Consider the following 26,696-nt stretch of genomic DNA (forward strand, 5'->3'; position numbering starts at 1 on the left):
AAAAACCTCCCATGATTCATGATTGTTTAATCATCTCGACGATTACCAAATAACAAAATCAAACGGTAAAACTGTAAAAATGTTGCTAGTGCACTGGCGATATACGTTAGAGCAGCCGCTGTTAACACTTTTTTTACAATTCCTAACTCATCTTCTGTCAACATACCATTCGCTCTCAAAATTTTTATTGCACGATTAGAAGCATCTAGCTCCACAGGTAACGTCACCAATTGAAATAACAACACCAAACCAAAACATAAAATCCCAATATTAACAAGAGAACCTATCGAAAAGAAAAAGCCTCCCAAAATTAACGGAATAGAAAGGTTAGCACTGATATTAACAACTGGCGCTAAAAAATTACGCATATTCAATGGGAAAAACGCCACGTCATCTTGGATGGCATGCCCACATTCATGCGCAGCGACACCAATTGCAGCAACTGATGTTGACGGACCCACACTTTCTGATAAATTCAACATCTTCTCACGTGGGTTATAATTATCTGTCAACGAGCCCTGCATACGCCTTACTTGAACATCATGAATATCAGCATCGTTCAAGATTAAACGTGCAACATCATCACCCGTTAATCCCTTTTCATTTTGAATCTCACTATATTTAGCAAATGTGCTCTGAACATAGCTAGACGCCGCCATTGATAACAATGCTCCTATAATAATCAAAAAATAAGTTTGATCAAACCACATACCACTTCCCCCTTTTTAATTTAATTATATTATAACGTTTTCTTGATAAAGGATAAAAGTTTTAAGTCTTAAAAGCTATTATCCTTAATACATCTTTAGATTTTAACCACAAAAAAACAGACAAGCCAATCTGACTTATCTGTTTCATCACTCATTAGATTTTTTTAACGAATTCTGATTTTAATTGCATCGCGCCGAATCCATCAATTTTACAATCGATATCGTGACCATTAACTGGATTTTCTAAGACACGGATGTTTTTAACCGTTGTACCTTTTTTTATCGCTGTTGAGCTACCTTTGACTTTTAAGTCTTTAATAACCGTTACGGTATCGCCTGTTTGGATAGGATTTCCATTTGAATCTTTTACAACAACCTGCTCTTCAACAGTGTCCTCTTCTTTGAACTCATGGCCACATTCCGGGCATACAAAGAAAAACTGATCTTCGTAGACATAAGTTGATTGACATTTTGGACAATTTGGAATCATTTAGATTTCCTCCTTTTATATTTTTCCTAAGCATAACATAACTATTAGGATTAAGACAATCAGCTAAATGCTATTAAACTGAAGACAGATGTAGTAAAATATTAATATACTTACAAGATATAAGAAGATTGAGACGTTAGATTCAGAAATAAAGGGGTGTGACTCATGAGAAAATTATTAGATAATTCCACGCGACGTCGTCTAGAATTACTTGAATATTTAAATAACGCATCTAAGTGGGTCAGCTCAAATGAACTGGCAATTAATTTAGATGCATCTTTGCGAACCATTAACAGTGATATTCAATATTTAAGAGAAAACTGGCATGAATACGTCACTTTAGAAACATCTAAGAAGAATGGTATCCGCTTAACAACACCACCTAACAGCCATATTCAATTAATTTATCAAGAAATTATCAGAAATTCTGATAACTTTTTACTTTTAGAAAAAATGTTTTTTTGCCCAACAAAAAACTTAGATGATTGGGAAAATGACCTCTACTCTAGTTATTCCTCTCTTTATCGCACAAGTCAATTAATAGATGAAGTCATGCAAAAACACGGATTGGAATTGAAAAAAGCACCATTCCACGTCTCCAATAAAAATGAAGTAAGTGCCCGTTACTTCTTTATCAATTATTTTAATGAAATTTACTTTGTACGCGATTGGCCCTTTGATATCGATCGTGAGTTAGTTAATTCACTATCTATTGATATTGCGGAAGAATTTTTCGGTGTCACTTATCAAGAAATAGATGACTTGATGCTTGTTTATATCAGTTATATCATCGCTGTGAGCTTGACACGACAATCACAGGGTTTTTGGGTAGATTACAAAGATTTTCAACCATCGTTAGAAAAATACTTACCTGTTGTTGTTGGAAAAAAAGGACAACTTCAAACCTTAGCCGAGCGATTAAACCTAACTTATAATGAGGCATTAATTAAAGATATAGCATTAAGTATCTATCTTTTCCGTAAAGACATCATTTCCGATAAACAGTGGGAACATATTTCAACCGGGATTGACGAATTTATTGATCAGCTAGAAGAAGTGTTACATGTCCATCCATCTGATAACGATCGCTATTTAATTAGACGCACTTTCAAGGCTATTTATTTACATCATCAAACCTACCCACATCGAGAAGACGTCTTATTTAATCGTTATACATACAGTGCTAAATTAATTATGGATAATTATCCTGGCTACTCAAGCTACTTGAAATTCGGTTTAAAACAGCTAGAAGAGAAAACTGATTTCCCATGGTACACTCAATATTATGATCATATGATTTATTGGTTAATGATTAAATGGCATAACTTAGCTATTCTAATCGATCAAAAAAAACGTAAAGCAAACGTCCTTGTAGTGAATGACCACGGCAAAGACCACACGCTTTTTTTAGCAAATTTATTACAGCATAATTTTGCTAACAAAGCCGTTATCACGCCTTATACTGGTATTATGTTATCAAAAGAGAGTCTCAAGATTCTTAATTGGGACGATTATGATGTCATCGTTTCAAATTTCTATATACCAGATATTCCAGAAGAAAAACTCGTCTTGGTAAATTCTTATCCAAGCAATCAAGAGTGGGCTAAAATACGTTATGCAATAAACACTGCCCACCAACTGGCTTTAGAATTACTTCATAGTATTTTCAGTTTGAATGATGACCCAAGCGAATCAAGTGGTGCCATTTCTTCTACCAAGGAGTCAGCAAATGGATAGAATAGAATCAATTATCAGTAGTATTACCGTTAACATTTCGATTATTTTTAGTTCTATCTTAATTATGTACTTTAATATTCTTAAACGAATCGTTAATCATCAACCCATTGACTTGAAACACTTTAATAAAATGCAGATGACACGTTCAACTAGAATCTCTTCTGGCTTTATTTTCGGAATTTCTTGTTATTTATTATCAATCAACGGTATCCAAATTGATGCCTGGCAAAAGGTGGATACCCGCTATTTGTTAATTTATTTCGTCATGTATTACGCTTCAACTTTGTCTGGTTTTGTATGTGGGCTAGCTTTTATGACTATAAAATCGGCTGTTATTTTACTGCATGGTTATCCCGTCATGTCAGTAGAATTTTTAAACAACTTAATATTAACAAGTTGCACGTTAGTGATTGCTTATATTTGTACGCGCAATAAAACGATGACTTGGCGTAACAATCTAATTTTCTTGATTATTTTATTTATTGTACGCGCGATATTAATTTATATGTATATTCCCTTTATCGATAATCAGTCTTGGTCGCCAAATTTGATTTCATATTATTTGATTACAGGTGGACTCTTTATTATTATTTACACCTTAATTAAATCAACCATTCGGCTTATCAATTCTATTATTACCTATAAATTAAGCTCACAGATTGATAATTTAACGAGTTTATTTAACCGTTCGGCGTTAGTTGAACATTTTGATGCCTTAACAACCCGTTATAGTTATAGCAAAGAAAAGACGACAGACACGTTAACAATTTGCATATTGGATTTAGATGAATTTAAAGAAATCAATGATTCACATGGTCACGCAATCGGCGATCAACTACTTGCGGAATTTACCGATCTAATGCGGAATTATTTCGATACCAATTATTTATACCGCTTTGGTGGAGATGAATTCGTATTAATGTTCGTCAATGGTCGATTAGAAACAAATGAAGTCGTTCAACATGTTCAAAAATTTGTCGAGAATGTTGAGCAATATCTCTTCCTAGAAAAAATCAAACCACTAAAACTATCAATTTCTGTCGGCCTTGTACAAGAGCCTATAACAGAAGAAATAAACCTTCAAACATTACTATCTCAATCTGATACAGCACTCTATTCAGCTAAGGGTAATGGTAGAAATCAATTGGTAATTTATGAAGAAAAAAAGGATGAGACAAATTAACTGTCTCATCCTTTTTCATTTAAAAAATCCAGTTTTTAAACTGTATTGCTCACCAGCAACAATATCATATTGAATTAATTGATAATCATGATATAAGTCTTTGGTTTTTTCATCACTTAAATCCACTTCCTCCAACCACTGACCGTTTTGATAAGCATTTGTTTTTTCAAAGGCTGGAATTTTTTGTGCTAGTTGAAGCAATAATTGATCCATAGGCACTTGTTTTAGACCTGCCTGCTTCATCATCGTTGACGTGAAGTAAAACGGTGAAATCAGCGCATCATGTTGCTGACTGTTAGCTAAAGATTTCTTTGAATCATACATCAAAAATTCAGTCAAATGTAAGTCAACTGTTGGCACACGTGCTTGCAACGCATCCGAGTAAAGTGCTGGTAAATGATCCCCCCAGAACACCACAATTGTACGGCGTTTCACATGTTTCAAATCGTCTAAAAACTTTAGAAAAGCCTGAGAAGAATACTCAATATCCGTTAAATAATCAGCAATACCCTCTGTGTTGTCATCTCCACTAGCCACAATAGTTCGATCAGGATATTTTTTCCCATAAGGCATATGGGTCTGCATTGTCACGAGATGGACAAAATTAGCGTTATCTTGATTACTTTGCAAGGTTTCGTAAACTTCTTGATAAGCTGATTCATCAGCAATGTACGGATTATCCCCTAACGTTTCTTGATTCGTCATCGTATCTTCATCTAAAAATTCATCAAAGCCAAAAATCTTGTAAACATCTTTACGCTTATACATCGACGTATTATAGGGATGAATCGCTGTTGTTTTATAATTTTGAGCTTTCAAACGCGAAACAATCGTTGGGAACTGCTCTTTTTTAGGTACTAACATCGTGTACGGTGTTGTCATTTGTGCATTCATCAAATCCATTGACAAGCTAGATAACGCCTCAAACTCAATATTAGCAGTTCCGCCACCGTAGTTTTGCGACAACATCAAACCGCTATATGTTTGATTGGCTAACTGACGATAATCCGCTAATGGATCATGTGTTGCTTCAATGCCTAATCTAAATGGATCAGAAAAACTTTCTGACATCACGTAGACAATATTAGGCGCTTCCTCGTCAGTTAGGGTTTCTTGGTCGCTTACTTGATACTTCTTCGTTAATTCTTTAATCGCTTGCTTAGAGTAATCGGCTGGCTTAGACATCGGTTCAACGGTTAAGTTATAAAGAAAACCTGCCACAAACCCCGTATTATAGTAATTCATTTTTTGACTATAAGGAATCCATTTAGCTGTTTTATCATATTCTTTACGTAGTAAATTGTTGGGATTATTAAAGTCACTAATATACCATAGTCCCAACATACTAGCTACTAGACAGACTAACCGTATTAGCTGATGGGCTTTTTTCATTTTGAAACTTTGCCACAGCGTTTTACCTAAAACATAGGCAATAAGTAGCATTAAAATAAGAAAAACAATATATAACGGTGTGCCAATCATATCATGTAAAATTCCCCACTCATCGAGCATCGATAAGTCGTCCGGATACAATGGTTCCATCCGGTTGAACATTTTGGAGTAATTAGCAAACCCTAGCACGATGGTGCCAATAAAGAAAAACAAGCTGCCCATCGGTACCGAACCAAGCAACGTTATCATGAATAGTAAAATACACGCTAAAACTAAACAGGATAATAAGAACTTGCTCGTATGCCACTCGAATGCAAACTTATAGGCCAATTCAAATGACCAGTTATTTTGCGATAATTGTAAGAAATAGTTAGCTAAAAAAGGTAGGGCGAGTACCACTATCCACCCAAACGGTTTAGCGTAACGTTTATTTTTGAATCGTTGCCACGCATTTAACCACTGTTCTTCCTTTTCTTGCCACATATTAAACCACCTCATGGCTATTTATTTTTTCCAAAATGTATCGTAAATAGTGATTGGCAAGTGGCGTTTGTGTTCGCTATTTTGATACAACTGCTCAATACGAGCGCTCGCTTCAGGGGTAACAGCTTTTCCTTCTAAATAATCATCAATCGCCTCGTAAGTAACACCTAATGCTACTTCATCAGGAATTTGTGGTTTATCATCTTCTAAATCAGCTGTTGGTACTTTTTCGTATAAGCTAGTAGGTGCCTGTAATTCTTTTAGCAAGGCGCGTCCTTGACGTTTATTCAAGCCAAATAATGGCATTAAATCAGCTGCACCATCTCCAAACTTCGTATAGAAACCTGTTACTGCTTCAGCCGCATGGTCCGTTCCGATAACTGCACCATTTGTTTGTCCAGCAATTGCGTATTGACTCGTCATACGTAAACGGGCTTTGATGTTTCCTTTGTTAAAATCACTAATGTCAAAACCTTGTGATTCAAATTGCGCTTCTAATTGATCCACACTGTCTTTAATATTAACGGTCATTGTTTTATCAGGTTGAATAAAAGCTAACGCCTCTTGACAATCATCCTCGTCTGCTTGTACCCCATATGGTAAACGTACGGCGATAAATTGATACGTTGTCTTACCCGTTTCTTCACGTAATTCATTAATTGCCATCTGTGCCAGACGACCGGCTAACGTTGAATCTTGTCCACCACTAATACCTAAAACATAGCTATCTAAAAACGGATGTGCCAGTAAATATTCTTTCAAAAAGTTGATACGACGTCTTATTTCTTGTTGCGCATCAATTTGAGACTCAACTTCTAAAGCTTGGATAATTTCTTGCTGTATTGCGTTCATCAAAAACGCCTCCTTCTTCTTATAACAAATTTGGGGATTAGGCTCAGTTAGCCCATCCCCATATAAAATTACTTTATATTATACTTCTTTTTGGTATAAAGATTGAACCTCTTTTTTAACTTCTTCAATAATACTTAATTTATTGTTATAAGCCGCTGATGACAAGTCAACTGGATAAATTTGTGGGTTTAAATCACGACGGTATTCTTCCCATAGAGATTCGTGTCGTGTTGCTGCATATTCTTTCATTTCTTGTAAAGTTGGCATGTCGTATACCAGTTCACCTTTAACAAAGATGTCTTGTAGTAATGGACGTGCCGTAAAATCTTTAATTGTTTTGTTAACATAGGTATGAACCGGATGGAACATAAAAATCTCATCTTGTAAGTCAGGACGTTCTTCCCATAACGCCACGTAGTCCCCTTGTGATTTGTTATCTGAGTTACGCGTAATACGCCACACTTGCTTTTTACCAGGTGTCGATACTTTTTCAACGTTGCTTGATAACTTGATAGTATCTACCATTTCACCGTTATCATCTTCTATCGCAACAATTTTGTATACTGCACCTAACGCCGGTTGGTCATAGGCAGTAATTAATTTTGTGCCAATGCCCCATGCGTCAATTTTAGCTTTTTGCATTTTCAAGTTCATAATTGTTGTTTCATCCAAGTCGTTTGACGCGTAGATTTTAGCATCATGGAAACCAGCTTCGTCTAATTGTTCGCGAACTTTTTTAGAAATATAGGCCATATCTCCACTATCAATACGAACGCCTAAGAAATTAATTTTATCACCAAATTCTTTCGCGACTTTAATCGCGTTTGGCACGCCTGATTTCAATGTATCGTAAGTATCTACTAAGAACACACAATCTTTATGTGTTTGCGCATAGGCTTTGAACGCTTCGTAGTCATCACGGTAAGTTTGCACTAATGAATGCGCATGTGTCCCGCTGATTGGAATTCCAAACAATTTACCCGCGCGCACGTTACTGGTCGCATCAGCTCCACCAATATAAGCAGCACGCGCACCCCAAAGTGCCGCATCTAATTCTTGGGCACGGCGAGAACCGAATTCCATAAATAAATCATCGCCTAAAACTGATTTAATACGAGCGGCTTTAGTTGCAATTAAGGTTTGGTAATTGACCATGTTTAAAATGGCTGTTTCAATCAATTGGCACTGTGCTAATGGTCCTTCTACCTGAACTAACGGTTCATTGTTAAAGACAATTTCTCCTTCAACCATTGAACGGACATCACAGCGGAATTCAAAGTCTTTTAAATACATTAAAAATTCTTCAGGATACTCTTGCGTGTCGCGTAAGTATTGTAAATCAGCTTCCGTAAATTTAAAGTTTTTTAAATAGTTAACAATTCTTTCTAAGCCAGCAAAAACAGCATAACCATTATTAAAAGGCATATCTCTAAAATAACATTCAAACACCGCATGACGATCTGCACGTCCTAGTTCCCAATACGTTTTCATCATATTAATTTGATATAAATCGGTATGTAAAACTAAACTATCATCTGGATATTGGTATGACATAAGTATTAATTCCTCTCTTTATTCACATTTTTAATGAACATAGTATTTCAGTTTTTATTCGTTGATTCCTATCTCTTATATTCTACTATATCTTAACAAAATAAAAAAATACAAAACAACGCTTTAACATTGTTTTGTATTTTTTAGTGATAATTATCAAGTTGAACTGTACGACACAGCTTCAATTACCTTGATGAACGGGCTTTCAGTGGCAACTTCCTCGGCGATATGTCATGACTCTCAAAAATATTTACAATATTTTCGTCGTCCTACGCATATCGCTCGAAAGTTAAACGCCACTTCAAGCACCTTATGTAATCCGGATTTCATGAGCATCCCCTCGAAAATAATTCTCCCCATTTCAAAATATGAAAAGCTATTTTTGAATGGGTTTCATTATTTTTTGGGGATAAACGCTCGTTCAATCACTTTATCTAATCCGGATTTCAGGCACAGCTTTCTCGGTAATATGTCACGATTCTCAAAAATTGTTGCACAATTTTCGTCTTCGTGCGCATATTACTCAAAAGCTGACCGTGCCTTCAATCACTTTATGATAACTTATCGTTTTCGTAGATGTGGGTTAATTCTAGATTTGGGAATGATTGTTGTTTTAAGGCTTCATAGACGATTAAGGCCGCTGTGTTAGATAAGTTTAACGAACGTACATGTTCATCGTTCATCGGAATACGAATACACGCTTCTTCATGAGCGCGCATGAATTCTTCTGGTAAGCCTGTTGTTTCTTTCCCAAAGATAAAATAATGATCTTGACCGTCGTTGTAATCAACATCTGAATAGACGTGACGGGCAAATTTTGAGACTAAATGAAGAGGTTTATCACCCAAATACTCCATAAAAGCTTCTAATGAAGCATGATAGGTAATATTAACATCATGCCAGTAATCTAAACCAGCACGTTTCAACATTTTATCATCTGTTGAGAATCCTAAAGGTTCAATTAAATGTAAAGGAGAATTTGTGGCAGCACAAGTTCTTGCAATATTGCCGGTATTGGCTGGGATTTGTGGCTCGAACAATACGATATGATTGGTCATAGTAACGCCTGCTTTCTTAATTTTGAATAAAAAAAAACGTAGCGGCTCGGTGTCAGTCCACGGCGAGTCCGTACGTTAGTGAGGTTTATTCACTAACTTTTATCAGAACAGGAATCTGAGAAAAATCAATGAAACAACTAGGACTACTATAGCAAAATTAATACTGTTTGGCAATCAATTTCACAGCAAAATCACGAAAAAATCAAGCAAATTCACCAACTAGCACAAGAACATCAATTGTTATAGTTTTAATTGGATGTTTTTTAATCTCCTCACGTTGTGTCTCACTCGCTTGCCAGTGCAAGGGCGACATATATAAAAAGTCTTCATAATGGGGAGATGGAATGTCGAATTGATACGTTATTTTTTCTTCAGAAACTAACGTTAATTCCTCTTTGAAACGTTCGTAAACTTTCTCATTAGAATATGTTTCTTTTTCAGTTCCTCCTAAAATACGCTCGCGTAATTCTTTTAGATACAGCGGGCCAGGGATGATTTTTATCAATTTGCCTTGTGGTTTTAACACACGAGCAAATTCATGATAATGGCTAGGAGAGAAAATATTTAAAATATGGCTCATGCTTTGATCTTGAATCGGTAAATTGGTCAAATCAGCCACTAGCCATAGTGCATCAACCGCTTGATTGGTCGCTAATTCAATACCTTCTTTTGAAATATCAAACCCGATATTAACCGGTGAAACGACTTGTGTGGCTAATTTTTGTAAAAAGCTCCCCTCACCACAGCCAACATCTAACAAGCCATCTACATCCTTTAAATGCTTGGCAATTGCTTCAAGCATTGGCGTATACATTTCCGTTTGAATCATTTGTTGACGGTGACTCAACATTTCTTTTGTATACTCACTTTCAATTTTTTTATTCAAAAAATATAGTGAGCCTTTTTTGGCTAAATTATAAACATGACCCTGCGTACATTTGATGCTGTGCCCTTCAATTTCAAAGGCACTATGGCACTTAGGACATGCTAATCTATCAGGATGATTCGCAATCCAGCTAGCAGCGCGGTCAATTTTTTTTTGTAACATGACTTTTCCTCACTTCTATTGCTAGCGACTCATCGCTAGGTCTCATAATCTTCGTTCTTATCATAACACAAATGTATTTCCGACACATTTATGTTACTATAATATTAACTAAAAACTGGAGGTTTCTTATGATTATTAAAGAATTTTGTGCTGAAAATTTCACCAATATCCCTCAAGCGATTCAACGTGGTGCGCGTCGCATTGAACTATGTGATAACTTAACCGTTGGAGGCACCTCAGTAAGTCTTGGTGTCTTAACAGAAACAATTAGTTACTGTCATGAACTAGAGGTATCTGTCATGACGATTATTCGTCCACGTGGCGGAGATTTTTTCTATAACGATACTGAACTAAAAATGATGGAAATTGATATTTTAGAAGCAAAAAAAGTTGGGGCTGACGGCGTTGTGATTGGTTGTTTAACCGAAGATCAATCAGAAATTGATATCGAGGGGATGGATCAATTATTAGCTCATACTGAAGGGTTACAAGTGACCTTCCATATGGCGTTTGATTCTTTACCAAAAGAAGAACAGTTCAACGCCATTGATTGGTTAGTCGAACGTGGCGTTGAACGTATTTTAACGCACGGTGGTCCAGCTGGCACCCCTATTCAAGAGAACTTCGAACATTTAAAAGCCTTGATTGCTCACGCTGATGGACGCATTATTATCTTACCTGGTGGCGGGATTACTACACAAAATGCCCAAGAAGTTATGGATACGTTAGGCGTTAAAGAAGTTCATGGTACGAAGATAGTTTAAACCTCTACGAATAAAAGTGTTATTGCAGAGGGAATTCCCCAGCTATTGCTTTATTTATCCTATCTTGTCTAAAAATAAAAGTAAAAAACAGTCACAAGGATTAACGCCTTGTGACTGTTTGCTTTTTATCCAATAAAATAACTCATAAATAAACTTGCGATACTAAAATAAATCAAGACACTCGTCAAATCACTCAACGTTGTGATAAACGGGCCACTCGCAACGGCTGGATCAAACCCTAACTTGTCCATTAACATTGGAATCAAGCTACCTGCTAAGTTGGCAACTGTAATCGCACATAACATCGCCATCCCAATCACGAAACCGAGCGTAAAGTTATGTTTCCATACACCAACAATTACCATAATAGTTAAGCCAGTAATTAAACCGGTAATAATACCTGTCACTAATTCCGAGAAAATTAAACGAATAAAACTACGATCATCTTCTTGCATCGCTAAACGTCGGACCGCAACGGCTAGTGATTGCGTACCCGCATTTCCCGCTGTCCCAGTAATTAACGAAATAAACACAGCTAAAATACTTGCCTCACTCACTAACGCTTCATAATGACCAATTAAAGTAGCTGTTGACATCCCTAAAAACAACAACGTAATTAACCATGGCAAACGTTTTTTCGCCGCATGTAGAGGGTTTTCTGCTACTTCTTCAACATCGACCCCGGCCAAACCAGAGTAGTCAGACGCTGCTTCTTCATCGATAACATCGATAATATCATCGACCGTAACAATCCCGAGCATTCGATTTTTATAGTCAGTAACTGGCACTGCTAAGAAGTCATAGTCACGCATGGTATTCGCAACATCCTCTTGATCGTCGCCAACTTTTACCGAAATAACACGTTCACTCATGACATCGCGAATCAAGGCTTGATCATCGTTAACAATTAAATCCCTTAATGAAATAACCCCTACTAAGTAACCTGCTTCATCTACAACGAAAATATAATAGATAATTTCAGCGTCTGCTGCGGCTTCTTTTAAGTAGGCCATCGCTGACTTCACTGTTTGATCCGCTGCAATGGCAACGTACTCAGTCGTCATAATCGAACCCGCTGTATCATCCTCATAATGTAAAAGATTTTTAATCTCTTTTGCACTTTCTGGTTCCATGATACTTAAATACATCGCAACATCTTTTTTATCTAATTGATTCAACGTATCTACTGCGTTATCGGTAAACATATACGATAACATATCCGCTGCATAGCTTGAATCCATTTCTTTTAATAATTGCTCAACATCTTCTTGTTCTTCTTCAATACCATCAAATAAATCCGCTAACTCTTTGGGAGATAAATAACGATAAAGTTGCTGACGTTCCTCACTTGATAAAGCAAGATAAAACTCACCCTGTTCATAAGTATGTAATTCAAAGAATATTTCACGAAACGTCATCATATCGCCGTTCATCAATTCTTCCAATAAAAACGGCGTCACATTTTGATTCACTTCTTCTGCCATTAAATCCCCCTCCTTCTCACGATAATACTTGTTGCATGTCATTTGGTAAAGCTTGTTCTAATTGAATGGCTACTTGCGTAAACGGATGAACAAAGCTTAAGCGTGCACAATGAAGCGCCTGCCTTGTTAAACCCAAATCCATTCGGCCATCGTACATATCATCCCCTAATAACGGATGACCAATTGCTGAAAAATGTACACGAATTTGATGTGTCCGCCCCGTATGTAGCTGAATATCCACCAGCGAAAAATCTGGACAGGTTTGTAAAACGTTATACTCTGTATGCGCAGATAATCCGCCCTCACCCGTCATACGCTTAATAATACTCGTTTCATCGCGCATAATTGGCAAGGTGATATCACCTTGCCCTGACAATTGCCGAGTTGATTGATTACTTACTAGCGCTTGATAATGCTTGTGAATCGTACGCGCTTGTAGTTGTTTATCCATCATCGCATGGGCATAGCCATGTTTTGCGAATAACATTAAGCCCGTCGTATCACGGTCTAGACGCGTCACGACATGGACAATTTGATTCACATAGCCTTGTTTGACATAATAACCCTTGACTCGATGTGCCATCGTGCCACTTGGATGGTATTGCGCCGGAATCGAAGCAACTCCACTAGGTTTATTAACAACTAATAAATGCTCATCTTCAAACACAATTTCAAGCGGATCGTATTCTGGTATAAGTGTTTCATGTTCTCCTTCATCAGGAATCGTCACTTCTACGTGATCACCTGTATTTAAATACACTAACACATTTTGAACGGTACCGTTCACTTGAATTTCGCCACCTTGAAACTTAATTTTTGCGAGTAACCCTTTGGATATTCCTTGGTTCTTCAAAAACGTTCGTAACATTAGCGGACTTGTTTCTTCATAAGTCCAATTAAACTTCATTTTCTGTTTCCTCTTGTTTTATTTGATAAAGGCATCTTTGACACGCGTCCAAAAATTATTATGACGATAACCACCAAAATGGATGCGTTCTTTAGCCACACGATAAGATATTTTATCAATATTTGTTTCTGACATTGCTAAATTATCGATCATTAGCATGTGCTCTCCTAATTCACTCATCTCAATTGTCACCCAGTCTTGATGACCAATCACGAGTGGTGAGCCAAGTGTACGATAGACACGATTGTTAATTGAAGCAATCTCCGTCAATTGTAGGGCATTTAAACTCGGATGCAACACTGCCCCACCTACACTTTTATTGTATCCCGTTGAACCCGTTGGTGTAGATACAACGAGTCCATCTCCACGAAATTGCTCAAACAACTCCTCTTTTAGCAAAACTTCTGCACGCATCGTGCCACTATTACGACGAATCACACATTCATTTAATGCTAAAAAATGTTTTGGTTCCTGATTATCACGGTACGTGACATGTATATCTAAAAGTGGATAGCTCACACTATGACTCACCAAATCTTTTAAGGAATCAACCAATTCCTCTAATTCAAAATCACGCCAGTCTGTATAAAAACCTAAATGACCAGTATGAATACCAATGAATCGAACACGATCTAAACGATGAGCAAACCGGTGAAAAGCTGACAACAACGTTCCGTCTCCACCAATTGTAATAACTGTTTCTGGGGTTTGATTGTTAAGCGTCAATCCTTTTTCAACAATTAACTTTTCAAGTTCTCGCTTTTTCAACTGGGAATGGTCCGTATCACTCGCAAAAACAGCTACTTGCATGCTCTTATCCTCCTATATTTTTAGCAATATCATCATAAAGCGCGACTATATTTTCTTCAAAATCTGGACCTTTGCCATGTGAAAACATATGTTGAGCTTCTTGAATCTCTTCACGAATTTCTGACATTTCTTCATCTAATAAGTAAGCTGCTTCGGCCGCATTAATTAAGCGTTGTTTAATTTCGACAGGAAAATCACCTTGATACTTATAGTTTAAAGAATGTTCAATCGTCGCCCAAAAATTCATCGCTAATGTTCTAATTTGAATTTCAGCGTATATTTTTTTCTCGCCATCAATCGACTGGACTGGATATTCAATAATCAAGTGATACGAACGATAACCACTTTCTTTTTTGTTGGCAATATAATCCAGTTCGTTGACAACACGCATGTCATTACGTTTTTTTATTAACTCAACTACTTTGTAAATATCATCAACGAATTGACACATAATACGTAAACCTGCAATATCTGTCATTTCGGTCTCCAAACGTTCACGACTGATACCACGGCGTTTTAATTTTGTTTTAATGCTGTGTTCTGGTTTTACTCGTCCCGTCACAAATTCAATTGGTGAATGCTCACCTTTTTCACGGAACTGTTTACGAATCCCTTTTAACTTAATTTTCAATTCCGAAACAGCTTGTTCATACGGAACGAAAAATGTGTGCCAATCTTCCATTATTTATCGACTCCTTAAACTAACCAATAATCACTAATCGTTTATATTTTAGCATATTCCAACGAAAATAGTTATTCTTCTCTATCTGAAAAAACAACCTTTATTTGACTGACAGTAAAAATTAAGTGACAATTAACTTAATATCAACTAAAGGAGCGCTCAACATGCCAGAACAAATTGAGATAGAATTCAAAAACTTATTAAGTGAAAACGAGTATCACGAATTATTCAATGCCTTCAAAATGGAGGAAATAGCCCCCATTGTCCAAGAAAATATTTATTTAGATACGCCAGATTTTCAATTAAAAAAACATCATGCGGCTTTACGTGTGCGTGTTAAGGCTAATAATAACGGGGAAATCACGTTAAAAACCCCTTTACCACAAGGATTATTAGAAACTAACATACCACTTACACCATCTGAAGTCATTTCATTTATGGAAACACATGTATTACCTATTAAAGACGAACTAGAAACTAAATTAACTGCACTGGACATTTCACAACCTGACGTACATGTCTTCGCTTCACTTAAGACAAAGCGTTTGGAAAAAAAATTATCGTCCGACATTTTGCTTGTTCTTGATGAAAGTTGGTATCATGGGCAACATGATTATGAATTGGAAGTCGAAGCCAGCTCCTATGACTCCGGCAAACAATTCTTTGAGTCATTATTACAAAATCATCACATTCAAACACGTCCAACCCCCAATAAAATTCAACGCGCCATGAATGCAACGTGATGAATTATTTACTTAAGTCCACCAAATGTTATACTTTTTCCCTCAACTCTTCGAAAATGTTCGAAGAGTTTTTTTCCTCATAACAAAAATCATTAATAATATAAAACATGCTATTTACCAGTTAAATGGCCAAAACCTATTACTTATAGACTATTTTCATCCACTAATACAATACTGTTCTCATTTATAGCTGCTATGTGTTTTATTAATGTTTTAATAAGAACAAGCACTTTTGTTCGTTTACCGTTATTTTAACGTTCTAAGAAACATTGACAGTACAAGCCAAATCGTAAATATTCCTATTTTCTCAAAACAAGACAAATTATGAATATTTTGATTTTTTGTATGTTATAATCACGTCAATGCTTACAAAAATTAAGCAAAAGTTTATTTTCTATAGGGAAAGGAATGTAGTAAAAATGAAGAAAAAGTTTTTAGGGTTATCAGCTGCCACAGTCTTAGGGTTATTGGTATTAACTGCATGTGGCAACAACGATGAAAAAGATACATCAAAAGCAACTAACGACAAAGATACGTTTACATATGCCATTAGTGGCGATCCAACTTCTTTAAACCCAATTAATGTGAGCGACCGTTGGGGCTTAACCGCTACTAACATGGTCTATTCACCACTTGCGCGTATCGAAGAAGATGGCACTTTAAAATATGAATTGGCGGACAGCATGGAAACTACCGACGGCGGTAAATCAGTGACTGTTCACCTTAAAGAAAATGTGAAATGGTCAGATGGCGAAAAATTCAACGCCGATGACGTAGTGTTCACTTATGAAAATAAAGTCTTAAAAGAAAACGGAAACGCTGATTCTTTATGGGTAGGTGACCAACCTATCGAAACTGAAAAAGTGGATGATTATACAGTCAAATTCAACTTCCCAGAAGTTAGCGCCGCAGCAGCGAACAACATTGCAACTGAAACTTACATTATGCCCGAACACTTATATGAAGGCCAAGAAGAGATCGATTTTTCAGGTTCTGAATTAGCCGACGGGAACGTGGTTGGAACTGGCCCTTACTCATTAAAAGAATACAAGCGTGGCGAGTACATGCAATTTGAAGCAAACGAACATTACTATGGTGGCAAACCAAGTGTTAAAAACATCACACTACGCATTATCTCAAATGCTGACACAACTAAAGTTGCCTTACAAAAAGGTGAAGTTGATGCCTCTATGGTATTACCAAGTGATATCGAAGATTTAGAAAAAAATGACTTAGCAACTTACGCTTATAGTGAAAACCGTGTGGGTTACATGGGCTTAAACTTAAATTCTGACAAATTAAAAGATCAAAAAGTTCGCCAAGCTATCTTCTTTGCGTTAAATAAAGACGACATGAACAAAGCCGCTTACTTATCTGAAGAATTTTATAACACACCAAACACTATCTTGCCTCCAAACAATCCATTTGCAACAACTGATGTGGAAACTTACGCGCAAGATGTAGAAAAAGCAAAACAACTATTATCTGAAGCTGGCGTAACTGATTTAAAAATCAATTTAGCTTACGGTTCAGATAATCCAGAGCAAACATTACAAGCAACATTAATTCAACAACAATTACAGGCCGTTGGCATTAACGTTGAATTAGCTGGTGGTGATGCTGCTGCAATTTTTACTGAATTAAGAAACCCTGGTTCTACTAAGTACGACATGTTCTTAGGTGGTTATATCATGGGGAACGATCCTGATTTATACTCTGCTCTATACAAATCAGGTGCCGGTGCTAACTACTTTAACTACGCAAGTGAAAAAGCAGATAAACTATTCGAACAAGGTGCTGTTGAATTAGACGAAAGCAAACGTAAAGAAATTTATGCTGAATTACAAGCAACGATTAACAATGACGCCGTTGTCTATCCAATCGTGGATAACAAAAAAATACTAGCCGCTAGCAAAAACATTCAAGGAATTGAAGACGCACGTCTAGTTCCAATCTATTCATTTGAAGATTTATCAAAAATCTCAATTAAATAATTGGTTGATTAACAGCACAATAATTCTGATTATTGTGCTGTTTTTTTATTTAGGCGTATAATCTTTTTAAGCATTATGTTTTTTTAAAGGAAAGGAGCTCTACATGATTAAATATATTCTCAAACGATTATTGCAACTAATTCCGCTCTTATTAGTTATTTCTTTTATCGTTTTCTTTTTAATCCATCTAGCACCTTATGATGCGATTGATGCGATTGTCACCCCTAACATGTCCGCCGAAACAGTTGAATTAATGAAGCAACGCTACGGACTTGATCAACCCTTCTTAGTTCAATACGTGAAGTGGCTAACTGAAATTTTTAAAGGTAATATGGGCTTTTCTTTACTTAACCAACAAAGTATTTCAGCTGAATTAGCGACACGTATTCCTAATACGATGAAATTAGTCATCCCTGCTTATATCACAGCCTTAATTTTAGCGATGGTCCTTGGTTTATTAGCGGCTGCAAACAAAAATAAGTGGTTGGATAAAATCATTGACGGCTTATGCTCTATCGGGATTGCGACACCAACTTTTTGGTTTGCGATGATTTTAATTTATTTCTTAGGTTACAAATTAAACTTATTACCGATTATCGGGATGTATACAATTGGGCAAGATGCTAGCTTTGGTGACTTTTTCAAACATTTCTTCATGCCCTACTTAGTATTAACCGTTGCTTTCTTCCCAGACTTAACTCGCTACATTCGTACGTCAGCATTATCGCAATTAAATGAAGATTACGTGACGGTTCAACAAGCCTTTGGTGCAACTAAAAAAGAAATTTTTATGAAGCATATTAGTCGTAATGTCTTAATTCCGGTTGTCACTCAAATTGGGCAAGCCTTGCCGATGCTAGTGACGGGTGCGATTATTACTGAAAGTATCTTCGGATGGCCCGGTGTCGGTCCTTATATGATGACAGCCACCAAAGCCTTAGATTATCCCGTTATAATGGCAATCATGTTACTATCCGCGACATTAGTCATCGTAGGGAATTTATTATCTGATGTGCTATATCGTTTGGTTGACCCTCGTATTCGTCAAACAGGAGGTGGCAACTAATGTTTAACATCAAACGTCTAAAAAAAGTGTTAGCTAACTCGCCTACATACTGGCTTGCGATTGTATTCTTAACCTTTTTAATTTTACTGAGTTTAGCTGCTCCCTTTATCCCAATCGATCCTAATAAAACAGACGTCAGTAACATGTCGGCAATGCCAAGTTTAGAGCATCTTTTCGGGACTGATGAAGTTGGACGTGACTATTTTATCCGCGTTATTCACGGTGGACGAATTTCGTTGCTAGTTGGGGTTCTAGCGATGATTGCTTCTACCTTTATCGGGACGGTTATTGGTTTAGTTTCTGGGTATTTTGGTGGTTTAATCGACAGCATCTTAATGCGTATAGTTGACATTCTTTCAAGTATTCCTTGGATGGTGCTAGTCATTGTCCTAAGTGTTTTTCTAAAACCTGGACTAGTTACGATTATTATTGTCATTGGGTGTTTCTCATGGATGTCGACCGCGCGTTTAGTACGTGCAGAAACTTTATCTGCAAAAGAACGCGAGTATGTGGTGTACGCTGATTTTATCGGCATTAAACCACTTAAAATTATTACCCGCCACATTTTGCCAAACGTCTTACCAACCTTAATTATTGCAGCAACCATGAATATTTCTGGCGCCATTATGACCGAATCAGCCTTAAGCTTCTTAGGAGTTGGGATTCAACAACCGATGGCATCTTGGGGAAGTTTATTACAAAACGCTCAAAGTAGTCTCCAACGTGCCCCACATATGGCAGTTTTACCAGGTCTCTTTATTATTTTAACCGTCTATTCATTTAATACATTAGGCAACTTCTTACGTGATGTTGCGTCAGTTGAGGAGGCTTAATTTATGACGAATATTGTATCAATTAAACAACTTACTGTTAGCACTAACAAAAAAAATCAAGCGCCAACTGAACTGATTCACGCGATTGATTTACGTTTTACTAAAGGAAAAATCACCGGTGTAGTGGGTGAATCTGGTAGCGGCAAAAGTTTAACAATGAAAGCTATCATGAATATTTTGCCAGAAAGTTTAGTAGCAGATATGGCCTCATTTCGTTTTAATGATGAGCCGGTTGATTTCCATAAACGCTTACCTGCTTCAATGATTTTCCAAGATCCAATGACGGCTCTAAATCCTTTACGTACGATTGGTTATCATTTAGTTGAAGTTATCCAACGTTTTCAAAAAGTTCCAAAAAAACAGGCATTGAAATTGGCCGAAGCTGAACTTGAAAAGGTTGGGATTACTTATCCAGCGAAACGTTTGAAGCAGTACCCGCATGAATTGTCAGGTGGTATGCGTCAACGGGTGATGATCGCGATGGCTCTGTTAGCAAAACCTGAATTGTTAATTGCTGACGAACCAACAACCGCGCTGGATGTGACCATTCAAGCACAAATTTTAGCTTTAATTAAAGACATTCAAGCTCAAGAAAACTTGTCAATGATTTTAGTCAGTCATGACTTTGGCATTATCGCTGGCATGTGTGAAGAAATTAAAGTGATGTATCAAGGAGAAATTGTTGAAGAAGGGTTAACAACAGAGGTTTTCAACAATCCACAACATTTATATACTAAAGAATTGTTAAAAGCCATTCCTAACGGCAACAAATCAGATAAACTATATGCAATTGATCATCAAGCATTACAACAACGGATGAACCAACCGCATCATTTTGAGTCCATCAGCGCGACTCATCGTTACTTAGCACTCAATCCGGAGGTGGCTTATGACTAAAGAACTTATTCGCTTAGAGAATCTAAGCAAACATTTTCCAATCAAAAAAAGACTAGGACGCGTAACCGAAACCTTGAAAGCGGTAGACCATGTATCTTTTAGCATCAATCAAGGGGAAACACTTGGACTAGTCGGCGAATCAGGTAGCGGTAAAACCACACTGGGGCGCACGATTTTACAATTAGAACAAGCAACCTCGGGGGAGCTTTATTTTGACGGAATCGAAATGACTGAGTTAAACACGAAAGAAAAACGTGCGTTACAACAACGTATGCAAATTATTTTTCAGGACCCCTACGCTTCACTTAACCCTAAGCGTACCGCTTTAGAGCAAGTAATCGAGCCATTAAGCTTACAGTTTGATAAACAAGAAGCTAGGCAACGGGCGACTGATATGTTGGCAAAAGTCGGGATTGAGGGCGAGGCTATTCACAAGTATCCACGCGAATTTAGTGGCGGACAACGACAACGAATCGGGATTGCCCGTGCCGTTGTTATGGAACCAGATTTTATTTTGTGTGATGAACCCATTTCAGCTCTAGATGTCTCAATCCAAGCACAGATTATTAATTTACTCGTAGATTTACAAGCTTCACTCGGGCTAACTTACTTATTTATATCGCATGATTTATCAATGGTACGCTATATTTCAGATCGTATCGCGGTGATGTATCTTGGAAAATTGGTTGAATTAGGACCGACAGATAAAATTTTTAACGAACCGCAACATGCGTATACGAAAAAGTTATTATCAGCAATTCCCGTTGCGGATCCTGATTTGGCTACCCAAGCCTTTAATTCTCAACAACAAACACAACTAAATAAAGAAACGATTTCAAATCAAGGTAATTGGACCGAGGTTAGTCTTGGCCATTTTGTCTTAAAGGAGGAAATTTAGATGAGTCAAGAAACATTAGAATTAGTTCAAGGAGCTAAAGGCATGGAGTTACCTTTAGCACAAGGAAATTGGGTGTTATTACGTGAAGAAGGTTATTCCCCTGTTCAAAGCTTAGTCGCAGCAACTGGCGCTTGCGGGGCGTATGTTTACCAAAGCGTTTTAGAAAATTCTAAAATCCCTTATACATTTCATAAAGTAACCATTACTTACGATCGTGATATGGAACAAGCTCCAAACCCCATCTCAGCTATTAGCATGACCTTTCATGTAACCGTTGAAGAAAGCTTACAAGACCGTGCAACACGTGCATTACGTTTAGTTTCAAAACATTGCCCGGTTATTCAATCATTAAACCCAACCATCGACATTGAAGAATTAGTTGAATTTATCTAAAGTAAAAAGAGTGTCCGACCTTTTTAAGGTAAGACACTCTTTTTTTACTTATTAAGTCACAGCGACTTTGTGATTTAGCTAAGCGGCTTTCTTACGATTAACAACGTAATAAGCACCACCTGTTCCAGCAACAACGATTAAACCAATAATCGCATAATCAGCCACTTTTTCACCGGTAGACGGGAATTTAGATTGCGGTTTGCTATTTGGTTTGGTTGTGCCACCATTATTTTGGTTATTACCATGTGGTTTCTTATTAACTGCCACTAATTGTTTCATCGCTGCAGTTAATGTTTGGGTTACTTCATCAATTTGTGCTTGCGTTAAAACTTGATCTTCTTTTAAGACAAATGAGAAAATTGAACTTACTTTAACTTGCTGTGCGTCATTTTGTTTTTGTGCAGCTTCAAGTACCTTGCTCGCTTCATCTCTCACCGGCACAAAATTCGCCCAAGTCTTAGCAGTGTAATTAGCTTCTTCTAATTGTTTAGCTTCTTTCACCGCTTGCTCTAAATCAGTTAAGACTAAGATGTCACCTGTTTGACCTTCACCACCTGTGGTAATTAAAGCTTTAATCGCTTCATCTAATTGTTGTGCTTTTTCGTTAATGATCGCTTGGGCTTGACCTTCGTCAGCACGTGCGTCATCCCCTAGTTGTTCATTCACTTTCACGGCATCGGCTAACACACGCTCGATTTCAGTTAAAACAGTTTGGAACTCTGACCAACTCTCCGCTGTGAAGTCTTTTTCTTTTAATTTGTACGCTGTTTCAATCACTTTTTCTAAGCTAGCTAAGTCTAGTTTACCAACTAAATCAGCCTCGATTAAATCTTGAATCGTTAACGTAGTAATGTTTGGCGTACGGTTATTTGGTGTTGCCTCAACTGTCAACACACCCGTATTAACTCCTTCTGCTAAAACAGGACGTAAGAAGTGCGTTAAGCCAGGTGCCCCGATAATTTCCCAATTATCGCTTAATTCTTCAGCTGGATCAATCACCTCACGAGCTTTAATATATTCAGCAATCATCCCACGCAACGTTTTAGGATCAGTATCAAAGTATGGTGTAGCTGTGACATAACCTTTTTCTTGTAAGCCACCTAAACGATAATTATTCACCGCTAATTTATAGACTTGATCATCTTTAATCGCTTGACCTTTAATAGTTGGATTAATAATTCGTTCACCGACTGGTTTTGAGACATCGATTTGGTAATCAATGCCCGCAAACATGTCATAGTTATAGACGCGAATCTTACTATCGATTTCTCCTGGTCCACCAAAGCTGACGGTTAAATCGCCGTCTTGGTACTGGTTATAGTAACGGGCATTATCTTCCATAAAGGCTTTTAAGTTTTTACCAGTTATTTCGACACCCACTAACGTGTTGGCATATTTGTAAATATCAAAAATATTCGCGTAAGTAATATCTCCTTTATCTAAACGACTATCTGCTTTGAATAAAGCCGCTGCTGAAACATCTGCGCCAGTTGCTTCTAATTGAACATTATTAATTAAAGAAATTAGCGCTGTTGGTTGCATTTGCGCTTCAGGAATCCCTTTAATTTCTTCTTTTGGCAAGAAGTTAGCAGACGCTTGACCAATTGGTTCGCTAATAAATTTCAACGTTTCATCATGCGCTGCTTGCGTTGCGTCTTTGACTGCTTGACTAGCTGTCACATCAGCCATACTAACTGATTGAACATCAGAATCATTAACGACCCATTCACCTGTTGCTTCATCATAAACTAAGTCTAAATCGATACGAGAAATTTCAGAACCAGTATCTTTAGACGCGCCAACAGGTTTTTCGTTCCCCTCAACATCTGGCATTTTATTCGCAATTGTTTTGTGGTCGTGACCGATAATGAACGCATCAATTCCCGTAACATTCTCGATAACATTGCGTGCGGCACTTGCAGTATTAGAGTTATCTAAGCCGGCATGAATAGAGGCAATAATCACGTCTGGTTGCTCTTCTATTTCGATTTTTTCAACTTGTTTTTCAGCCTCCGCTTGTAAACCATTAAAGGTCAAGTTTTCAACACGCGGACCATCCCATAATGGAATATCCGGAATCGTTAATCCTAGAATCGCCACTTTAATACCATCTTTTTCAACAATCGTGTAGCTACCTACTAAGTTTTCTTCAGTTTCTGTCACGTAAGTATTAGCTGATAGAATTGGAAAATCAGCTTCTTTAACTATTTTTTTAATCAGATCTTGTCCGAAGTTAAATTCGTGATTTCCTAGTGTCATTGAGTCATAACCTGCTACATTCATCGCGGCAATCACAGGATTTGGTTCTTTTTTCAACTCTTTATCTGTGTTGTATAAATCATCTGTTAAAATCGTTCCTTGGACAATATCCCCATTATCTATTAACACGACATTTTCTGCCCCAACTTCGGTACGTACTTGTTCAGCATAGCCGGCAATTTTTGCAATCCCAACATTTGCTTGTGCGTTGTCTTCATAAGAGAAATCCCAAATGTTACCATGAACATCCGTACTGCCTAAAATTGTTAATGATTTTTCTCCAGCTGCTTCAGCGGCTGTTTTACGACCTTCAACTTTAGCAGAAACTTCTTGTTTTTCTTTAATATAATTCACAAATATATCGGTATCAGGATCTAAAGCACCGATTAATTTCGCACGCGTGAAAGCTTCAAAGCCATCCCCGCCGCCTAATAAGAAATCGTTAATCACGACATGATACGTCGCTGTTTCATCAAAAGCTTTTTCTTTTCCATCTTCATCGATAATTGTTATCTCTTTGACTTGACGGCTATCACCATCAGCGGTTTTTTCACCTGTATACGTATATTTCAGACCTGCTATTTGCAAGAAATAATATTCATTAAATTGTTGATTTAAGGCGTCAATTAAATCAGAACCTTTAATCGCGACCACTTGCATGACATTTCCGAATGGTTGTACCGCTTGGGCTGCACCCCAAGTGATTTCCCCTTGATCATTCACTGCCAAATCAGCCCGAATTCCACCATTATTGGTCATGGCAAAATCAATTGGAAGAGCCTTTCCTTCGTTATCTTTCATTGTTTTTCTAGCCATGTAAAGTTGGGCATCGGTAATTAAGTTACCTAATGCTGATTCTTGGTCGCTATCATTGTTCACTTCTCGTGAAATAGATTGACCATCAGCCGTTTTACCAATCACTTCGTTGACCATACTCTCAATTCGCTCATCCGCATCAGACACAATCTCTTTAATCTCCGCATTTGGTGTTAAGCTTGATGCTTCAGGTGTAGATTTATCAGTTAAAGTTGGTGCCACCACACCACTAGGCACCTCAGAAAAATCTTGTGTTTCTGGATCAATCTCACCAATGACATTGGCGAAAGCTTTCCCTTGTGACGTACTTTGAATAACACGTACTCCCTCAACAACACCATTCGCATACGAATGACTGTGACCAGCAAAGAAGATATCCACTGAATTCTCCGGATCTAATTCTTTCGCTTTCTGAATAATATCAACAGTTTCGCCGCTAATAGCCGCATCAACCCCTGAGACACCGGTATGACCAATAACCACAATTGCATTAACGCCTTGTTTTCTTAATTCTTTCGCGTTATCAACAATCGCTTGGGCTGGGTCAATAAAGTTGTAGTCTCTAGTATGTTGCGCTAACACTAAGTTAGGAATTTCTGACGTCACTACTCCAATAAAACCAACTTTTGCCCCATTTAGTTCATGAATTGCATAAGGAGCATAACCGAATGGCGTTTGGCCCGTTGTCTTATCAATAATATTCGCCGATAAGATTGTCATATTAGAGGCTTCACGTGGGTAAGCGTTAATAATTTCTGTATCTTGAACACTACCTGGTGTTGGTTTTTGTCCTGTCAGAATACGATTGAACTCAGTTAAGCCTTCATCAAATTCATGATTCCCCAAAATACCATACTGAATACCTAAACGATTGGCAATTTTAATGGTTGGTTCATCTTGTAGTAAAGCTGAATTGGATGGACTAGCCCCCACTAAATCACCTGCTTGAATACGAATAGAATTTTCACTGCTGTATTGCGCTTTAAAATTCGCAGTAGCTTGATCTAATTCTGCTGCTAAATAAGCTGCAGTACCCGTATTTTTATATGAAACATCTAAATAAGCTGAACCAGTGGTACTAATTGCCCCATGGAAATCATTAAACCCAAGAATTTGAACAGGTACATCTGCTTCTTCAGCGTTTTCTGCCAGTTTTTGTTCCTTAGGTACAACGGCTTCTTTTTCATCTTGTGCTTTATTGACTTCTTCCGACTTAACTTGTGATGATACCTGGGTCTCAGTTTGATTGGCTGATATCGCTTGAGATTCTGTCGCCTGTGCCGTTTCTTTCCCGTCTACAGATTGTCCCCCTTCTTCAATCTGGTCTTCGGTAGAAGTTAGAGCGTGTTCCTCAGTGCCCTTTTCTTCTTCCTCTTGATCGACAACTACTTCCTCCGACAGTTGCTCCGTTGAAACATCAATCGCTGTGACTAAGGCTGGTGCTGCACCTGCTATATAACTTGCTAGCAAGGTCGCAACCATGAACTTATTCATTATCAAACGCGTTTTTTTCATCCTCAAAATCCCCCCATTTATTTTATTGAACACCTCTAACTTAACATGAAGGCGTTTACTTATCAATGTTTTTTAAAAGGTCCTTATACATATAAATACGCCATTTTAACAAAACAAAAAACAGGAGG

Annotated in this window: 22 protein-coding genes; 10 read left to right on the forward strand and 12 right to left on the reverse strand. The window is 37.4% G+C overall.

Annotated features, from left to right (window positions below):
• Positions 1-26 precede the first annotated feature (26 nt).
• Positions 27-710, reverse strand: coding sequence for a zinc metallopeptidase (locus tag FA707_RS09395; RefSeq protein ID WP_136953952.1), 684 nt, complete (start codon positions 708-710; stop codon positions 27-29).
• 154 nt (positions 711-864) lie between these two features.
• The gene (locus FA707_RS09400; RefSeq protein WP_136953953.1) at positions 865-1,200 is read right to left on the reverse strand and encodes a zinc ribbon domain-containing protein YjdM; all 336 of its coding nucleotides are present in this window, start codon (positions 1,198-1,200) and stop codon (positions 865-867) included.
• Positions 1,201-1,365: 165 nt separating this feature from the next.
• On the opposite strand from FA707_RS09400, the gene FA707_RS09405 reads away from it, so the two are divergent.
• Both FA707_RS09405 and FA707_RS09410 read left to right on the forward strand, forming a co-directional pair.
• Positions 1,366-2,937: an AcpB/EbpR/MafR family transcriptional regulator gene (locus FA707_RS09405; protein WP_136953954.1), complete on the forward strand. Its 1,572-nt coding sequence runs from the start codon at positions 1,366-1,368 to the stop codon at positions 2,935-2,937.
• Positions 2,930-4,120, forward strand: coding sequence for a GGDEF domain-containing protein (locus FA707_RS09410; protein WP_168177392.1), 1,191 nt, complete (start codon positions 2,930-2,932; stop codon positions 4,118-4,120). The genes FA707_RS09405 and FA707_RS09410 overlap by 8 nt, the downstream gene beginning before the upstream one ends.
• A 15-nt stretch (positions 4,121-4,135) precedes the next feature.
• On the opposite strand, the gene FA707_RS09415 is transcribed toward FA707_RS09410, so the two are convergent.
• From FA707_RS09415 to FA707_RS09435, 5 genes are all read right to left on the reverse strand, one after another.
• Positions 4,136-5,995, reverse strand: a complete 1,860-nt coding sequence (locus FA707_RS09415) for an LTA synthase family protein (RefSeq protein WP_136953956.1) — start codon at positions 5,993-5,995, stop codon at positions 4,136-4,138.
• Positions 5,996-6,016: 21 nt separating this feature from the next.
• On the reverse strand, positions 6,017-6,847 hold the full coding sequence (nadE, locus tag FA707_RS09420; protein WP_136953957.1) for an NAD(+) synthase: 831 nt from the start codon (positions 6,845-6,847) through the stop codon (positions 6,017-6,019).
• A gap of 78 nt (positions 6,848-6,925) precedes the next feature.
• Positions 6,926-8,401, reverse strand: a complete 1,476-nt coding sequence (locus FA707_RS09425; RefSeq protein ID WP_136953958.1) for a nicotinate phosphoribosyltransferase — start codon at positions 8,399-8,401, stop codon at positions 6,926-6,928.
• Between the two features lie 551 nt (positions 8,402-8,952).
• Entirely contained in the window at positions 8,953-9,459 is a 507-nt protein-coding gene (trmL, locus tag FA707_RS09430) for a tRNA (uridine(34)/cytosine(34)/5-carboxymethylaminomethyluridine(34)-2'-O)-methyltransferase TrmL (RefSeq protein ID WP_136953959.1), read from the reverse strand.
• Between the two features lie 202 nt (positions 9,460-9,661).
• Positions 9,662-10,507, reverse strand: coding sequence for a methyltransferase domain-containing protein (locus FA707_RS09435; protein ID WP_136953960.1), 846 nt, complete (start codon positions 10,505-10,507; stop codon positions 9,662-9,664).
• A gap of 131 nt (positions 10,508-10,638) precedes the next feature.
• Here FA707_RS09435 and FA707_RS09440 point away from each other — a divergent pair, with 131 nt between their 5' ends.
• Entirely contained in the window at positions 10,639-11,271 is a 633-nt protein-coding gene (locus tag FA707_RS09440) for a copper homeostasis protein CutC (protein ID WP_136954230.1), read from the forward strand.
• 125 nt (positions 11,272-11,396) lie between these two features.
• On the opposite strand, the gene mgtE is transcribed toward FA707_RS09440, so the two are convergent.
• The 4 genes from mgtE to yjbM all read right to left on the reverse strand — a co-directional run bounded on the left by mgtE (position 11,397) and on the right by yjbM (position 15,154).
• Positions 11,397-12,704, reverse strand: coding sequence for a magnesium transporter (mgtE, locus tag FA707_RS09445; RefSeq protein ID WP_425471320.1), 1,308 nt, complete (start codon positions 12,702-12,704; stop codon positions 11,397-11,399).
• A 67-nt stretch (positions 12,705-12,771) separates the two neighbouring features.
• Positions 12,772-13,662, reverse strand: a complete 891-nt coding sequence (locus FA707_RS09450) for an RluA family pseudouridine synthase (RefSeq protein WP_136953961.1) — start codon at positions 13,660-13,662, stop codon at positions 12,772-12,774.
• Between the two features lie 18 nt (positions 13,663-13,680).
• Positions 13,681-14,472, reverse strand: coding sequence for an NAD kinase (locus tag FA707_RS09455; protein ID WP_136953962.1), 792 nt, complete (start codon positions 14,470-14,472; stop codon positions 13,681-13,683).
• A 4-nt stretch (positions 14,473-14,476) separates the two neighbouring features.
• Positions 14,477-15,154, reverse strand: a complete 678-nt coding sequence (yjbM, locus tag FA707_RS09460; RefSeq protein ID WP_154299903.1) for a GTP diphosphokinase — start codon at positions 15,152-15,154, stop codon at positions 14,477-14,479.
• 164 nt (positions 15,155-15,318) lie between these two features.
• Here yjbM and FA707_RS09465 point away from each other — a divergent pair, with 164 nt between their 5' ends.
• The 7 genes from FA707_RS09465 (at position 15,319) to FA707_RS09495 (ending at position 21,978) form a co-directional block, all read left to right on the forward strand.
• Positions 15,319-15,897: a CYTH domain-containing protein gene (locus tag FA707_RS09465; protein WP_136953964.1), complete on the forward strand. Its 579-nt coding sequence runs from the start codon at positions 15,319-15,321 to the stop codon at positions 15,895-15,897.
• 419 nt (positions 15,898-16,316) lie between these two features.
• The gene (locus FA707_RS09470) at positions 16,317-17,891 is read left to right on the forward strand and encodes an ABC transporter substrate-binding protein (protein WP_136953965.1); all 1,575 of its coding nucleotides are present in this window, start codon (positions 16,317-16,319) and stop codon (positions 17,889-17,891) included.
• 103 nt (positions 17,892-17,994) lie between these two features.
• Positions 17,995-18,957, forward strand: a complete 963-nt coding sequence (locus FA707_RS09475) for an ABC transporter permease (RefSeq protein WP_136953966.1) — start codon at positions 17,995-17,997, stop codon at positions 18,955-18,957.
• Positions 18,957-19,790 (forward strand): ABC transporter permease, encoded by an 834-nt coding sequence (locus tag FA707_RS09480; RefSeq protein WP_136953967.1) that lies wholly within the window; start codon positions 18,957-18,959, stop codon positions 19,788-19,790. The genes FA707_RS09475 and FA707_RS09480 overlap by 1 nt, the downstream gene beginning before the upstream one ends.
• Positions 19,791-19,793: 3 nt before the next feature.
• Positions 19,794-20,687 (forward strand): ABC transporter ATP-binding protein, encoded by an 894-nt coding sequence (locus tag FA707_RS09485; RefSeq protein ID WP_136953968.1) that lies wholly within the window; start codon positions 19,794-19,796, stop codon positions 20,685-20,687.
• Complete coding sequence (locus tag FA707_RS09490; protein ID WP_136953969.1) at positions 20,680-21,585, forward strand: ABC transporter ATP-binding protein; 906 nt, start codon at positions 20,680-20,682, stop codon at positions 21,583-21,585. The genes FA707_RS09485 and FA707_RS09490 overlap by 8 nt, the downstream gene beginning before the upstream one ends.
• Entirely contained in the window at positions 21,586-21,978 is a 393-nt protein-coding gene (locus FA707_RS09495) for an OsmC family protein (protein WP_136953970.1), read from the forward strand.
• A gap of 78 nt (positions 21,979-22,056) precedes the next feature.
• Here FA707_RS09495 and FA707_RS09500 read toward each other — a convergent pair whose 3' ends face one another.
• Positions 22,057-26,568 (reverse strand): bifunctional metallophosphatase/5'-nucleotidase, encoded by a 4,512-nt coding sequence (locus FA707_RS09500; RefSeq protein WP_136953971.1) that lies wholly within the window; start codon positions 26,566-26,568, stop codon positions 22,057-22,059.
• Between the last annotated feature and the right edge of the window lie 128 nt (positions 26,569-26,696).

This window comes from Vagococcus zengguangii, assembly GCF_005145005.1.
Taxonomy (GTDB): domain Bacteria; phylum Bacillota; class Bacilli; order Lactobacillales; family Vagococcaceae; genus Vagococcus_A; species Vagococcus_A zengguangii.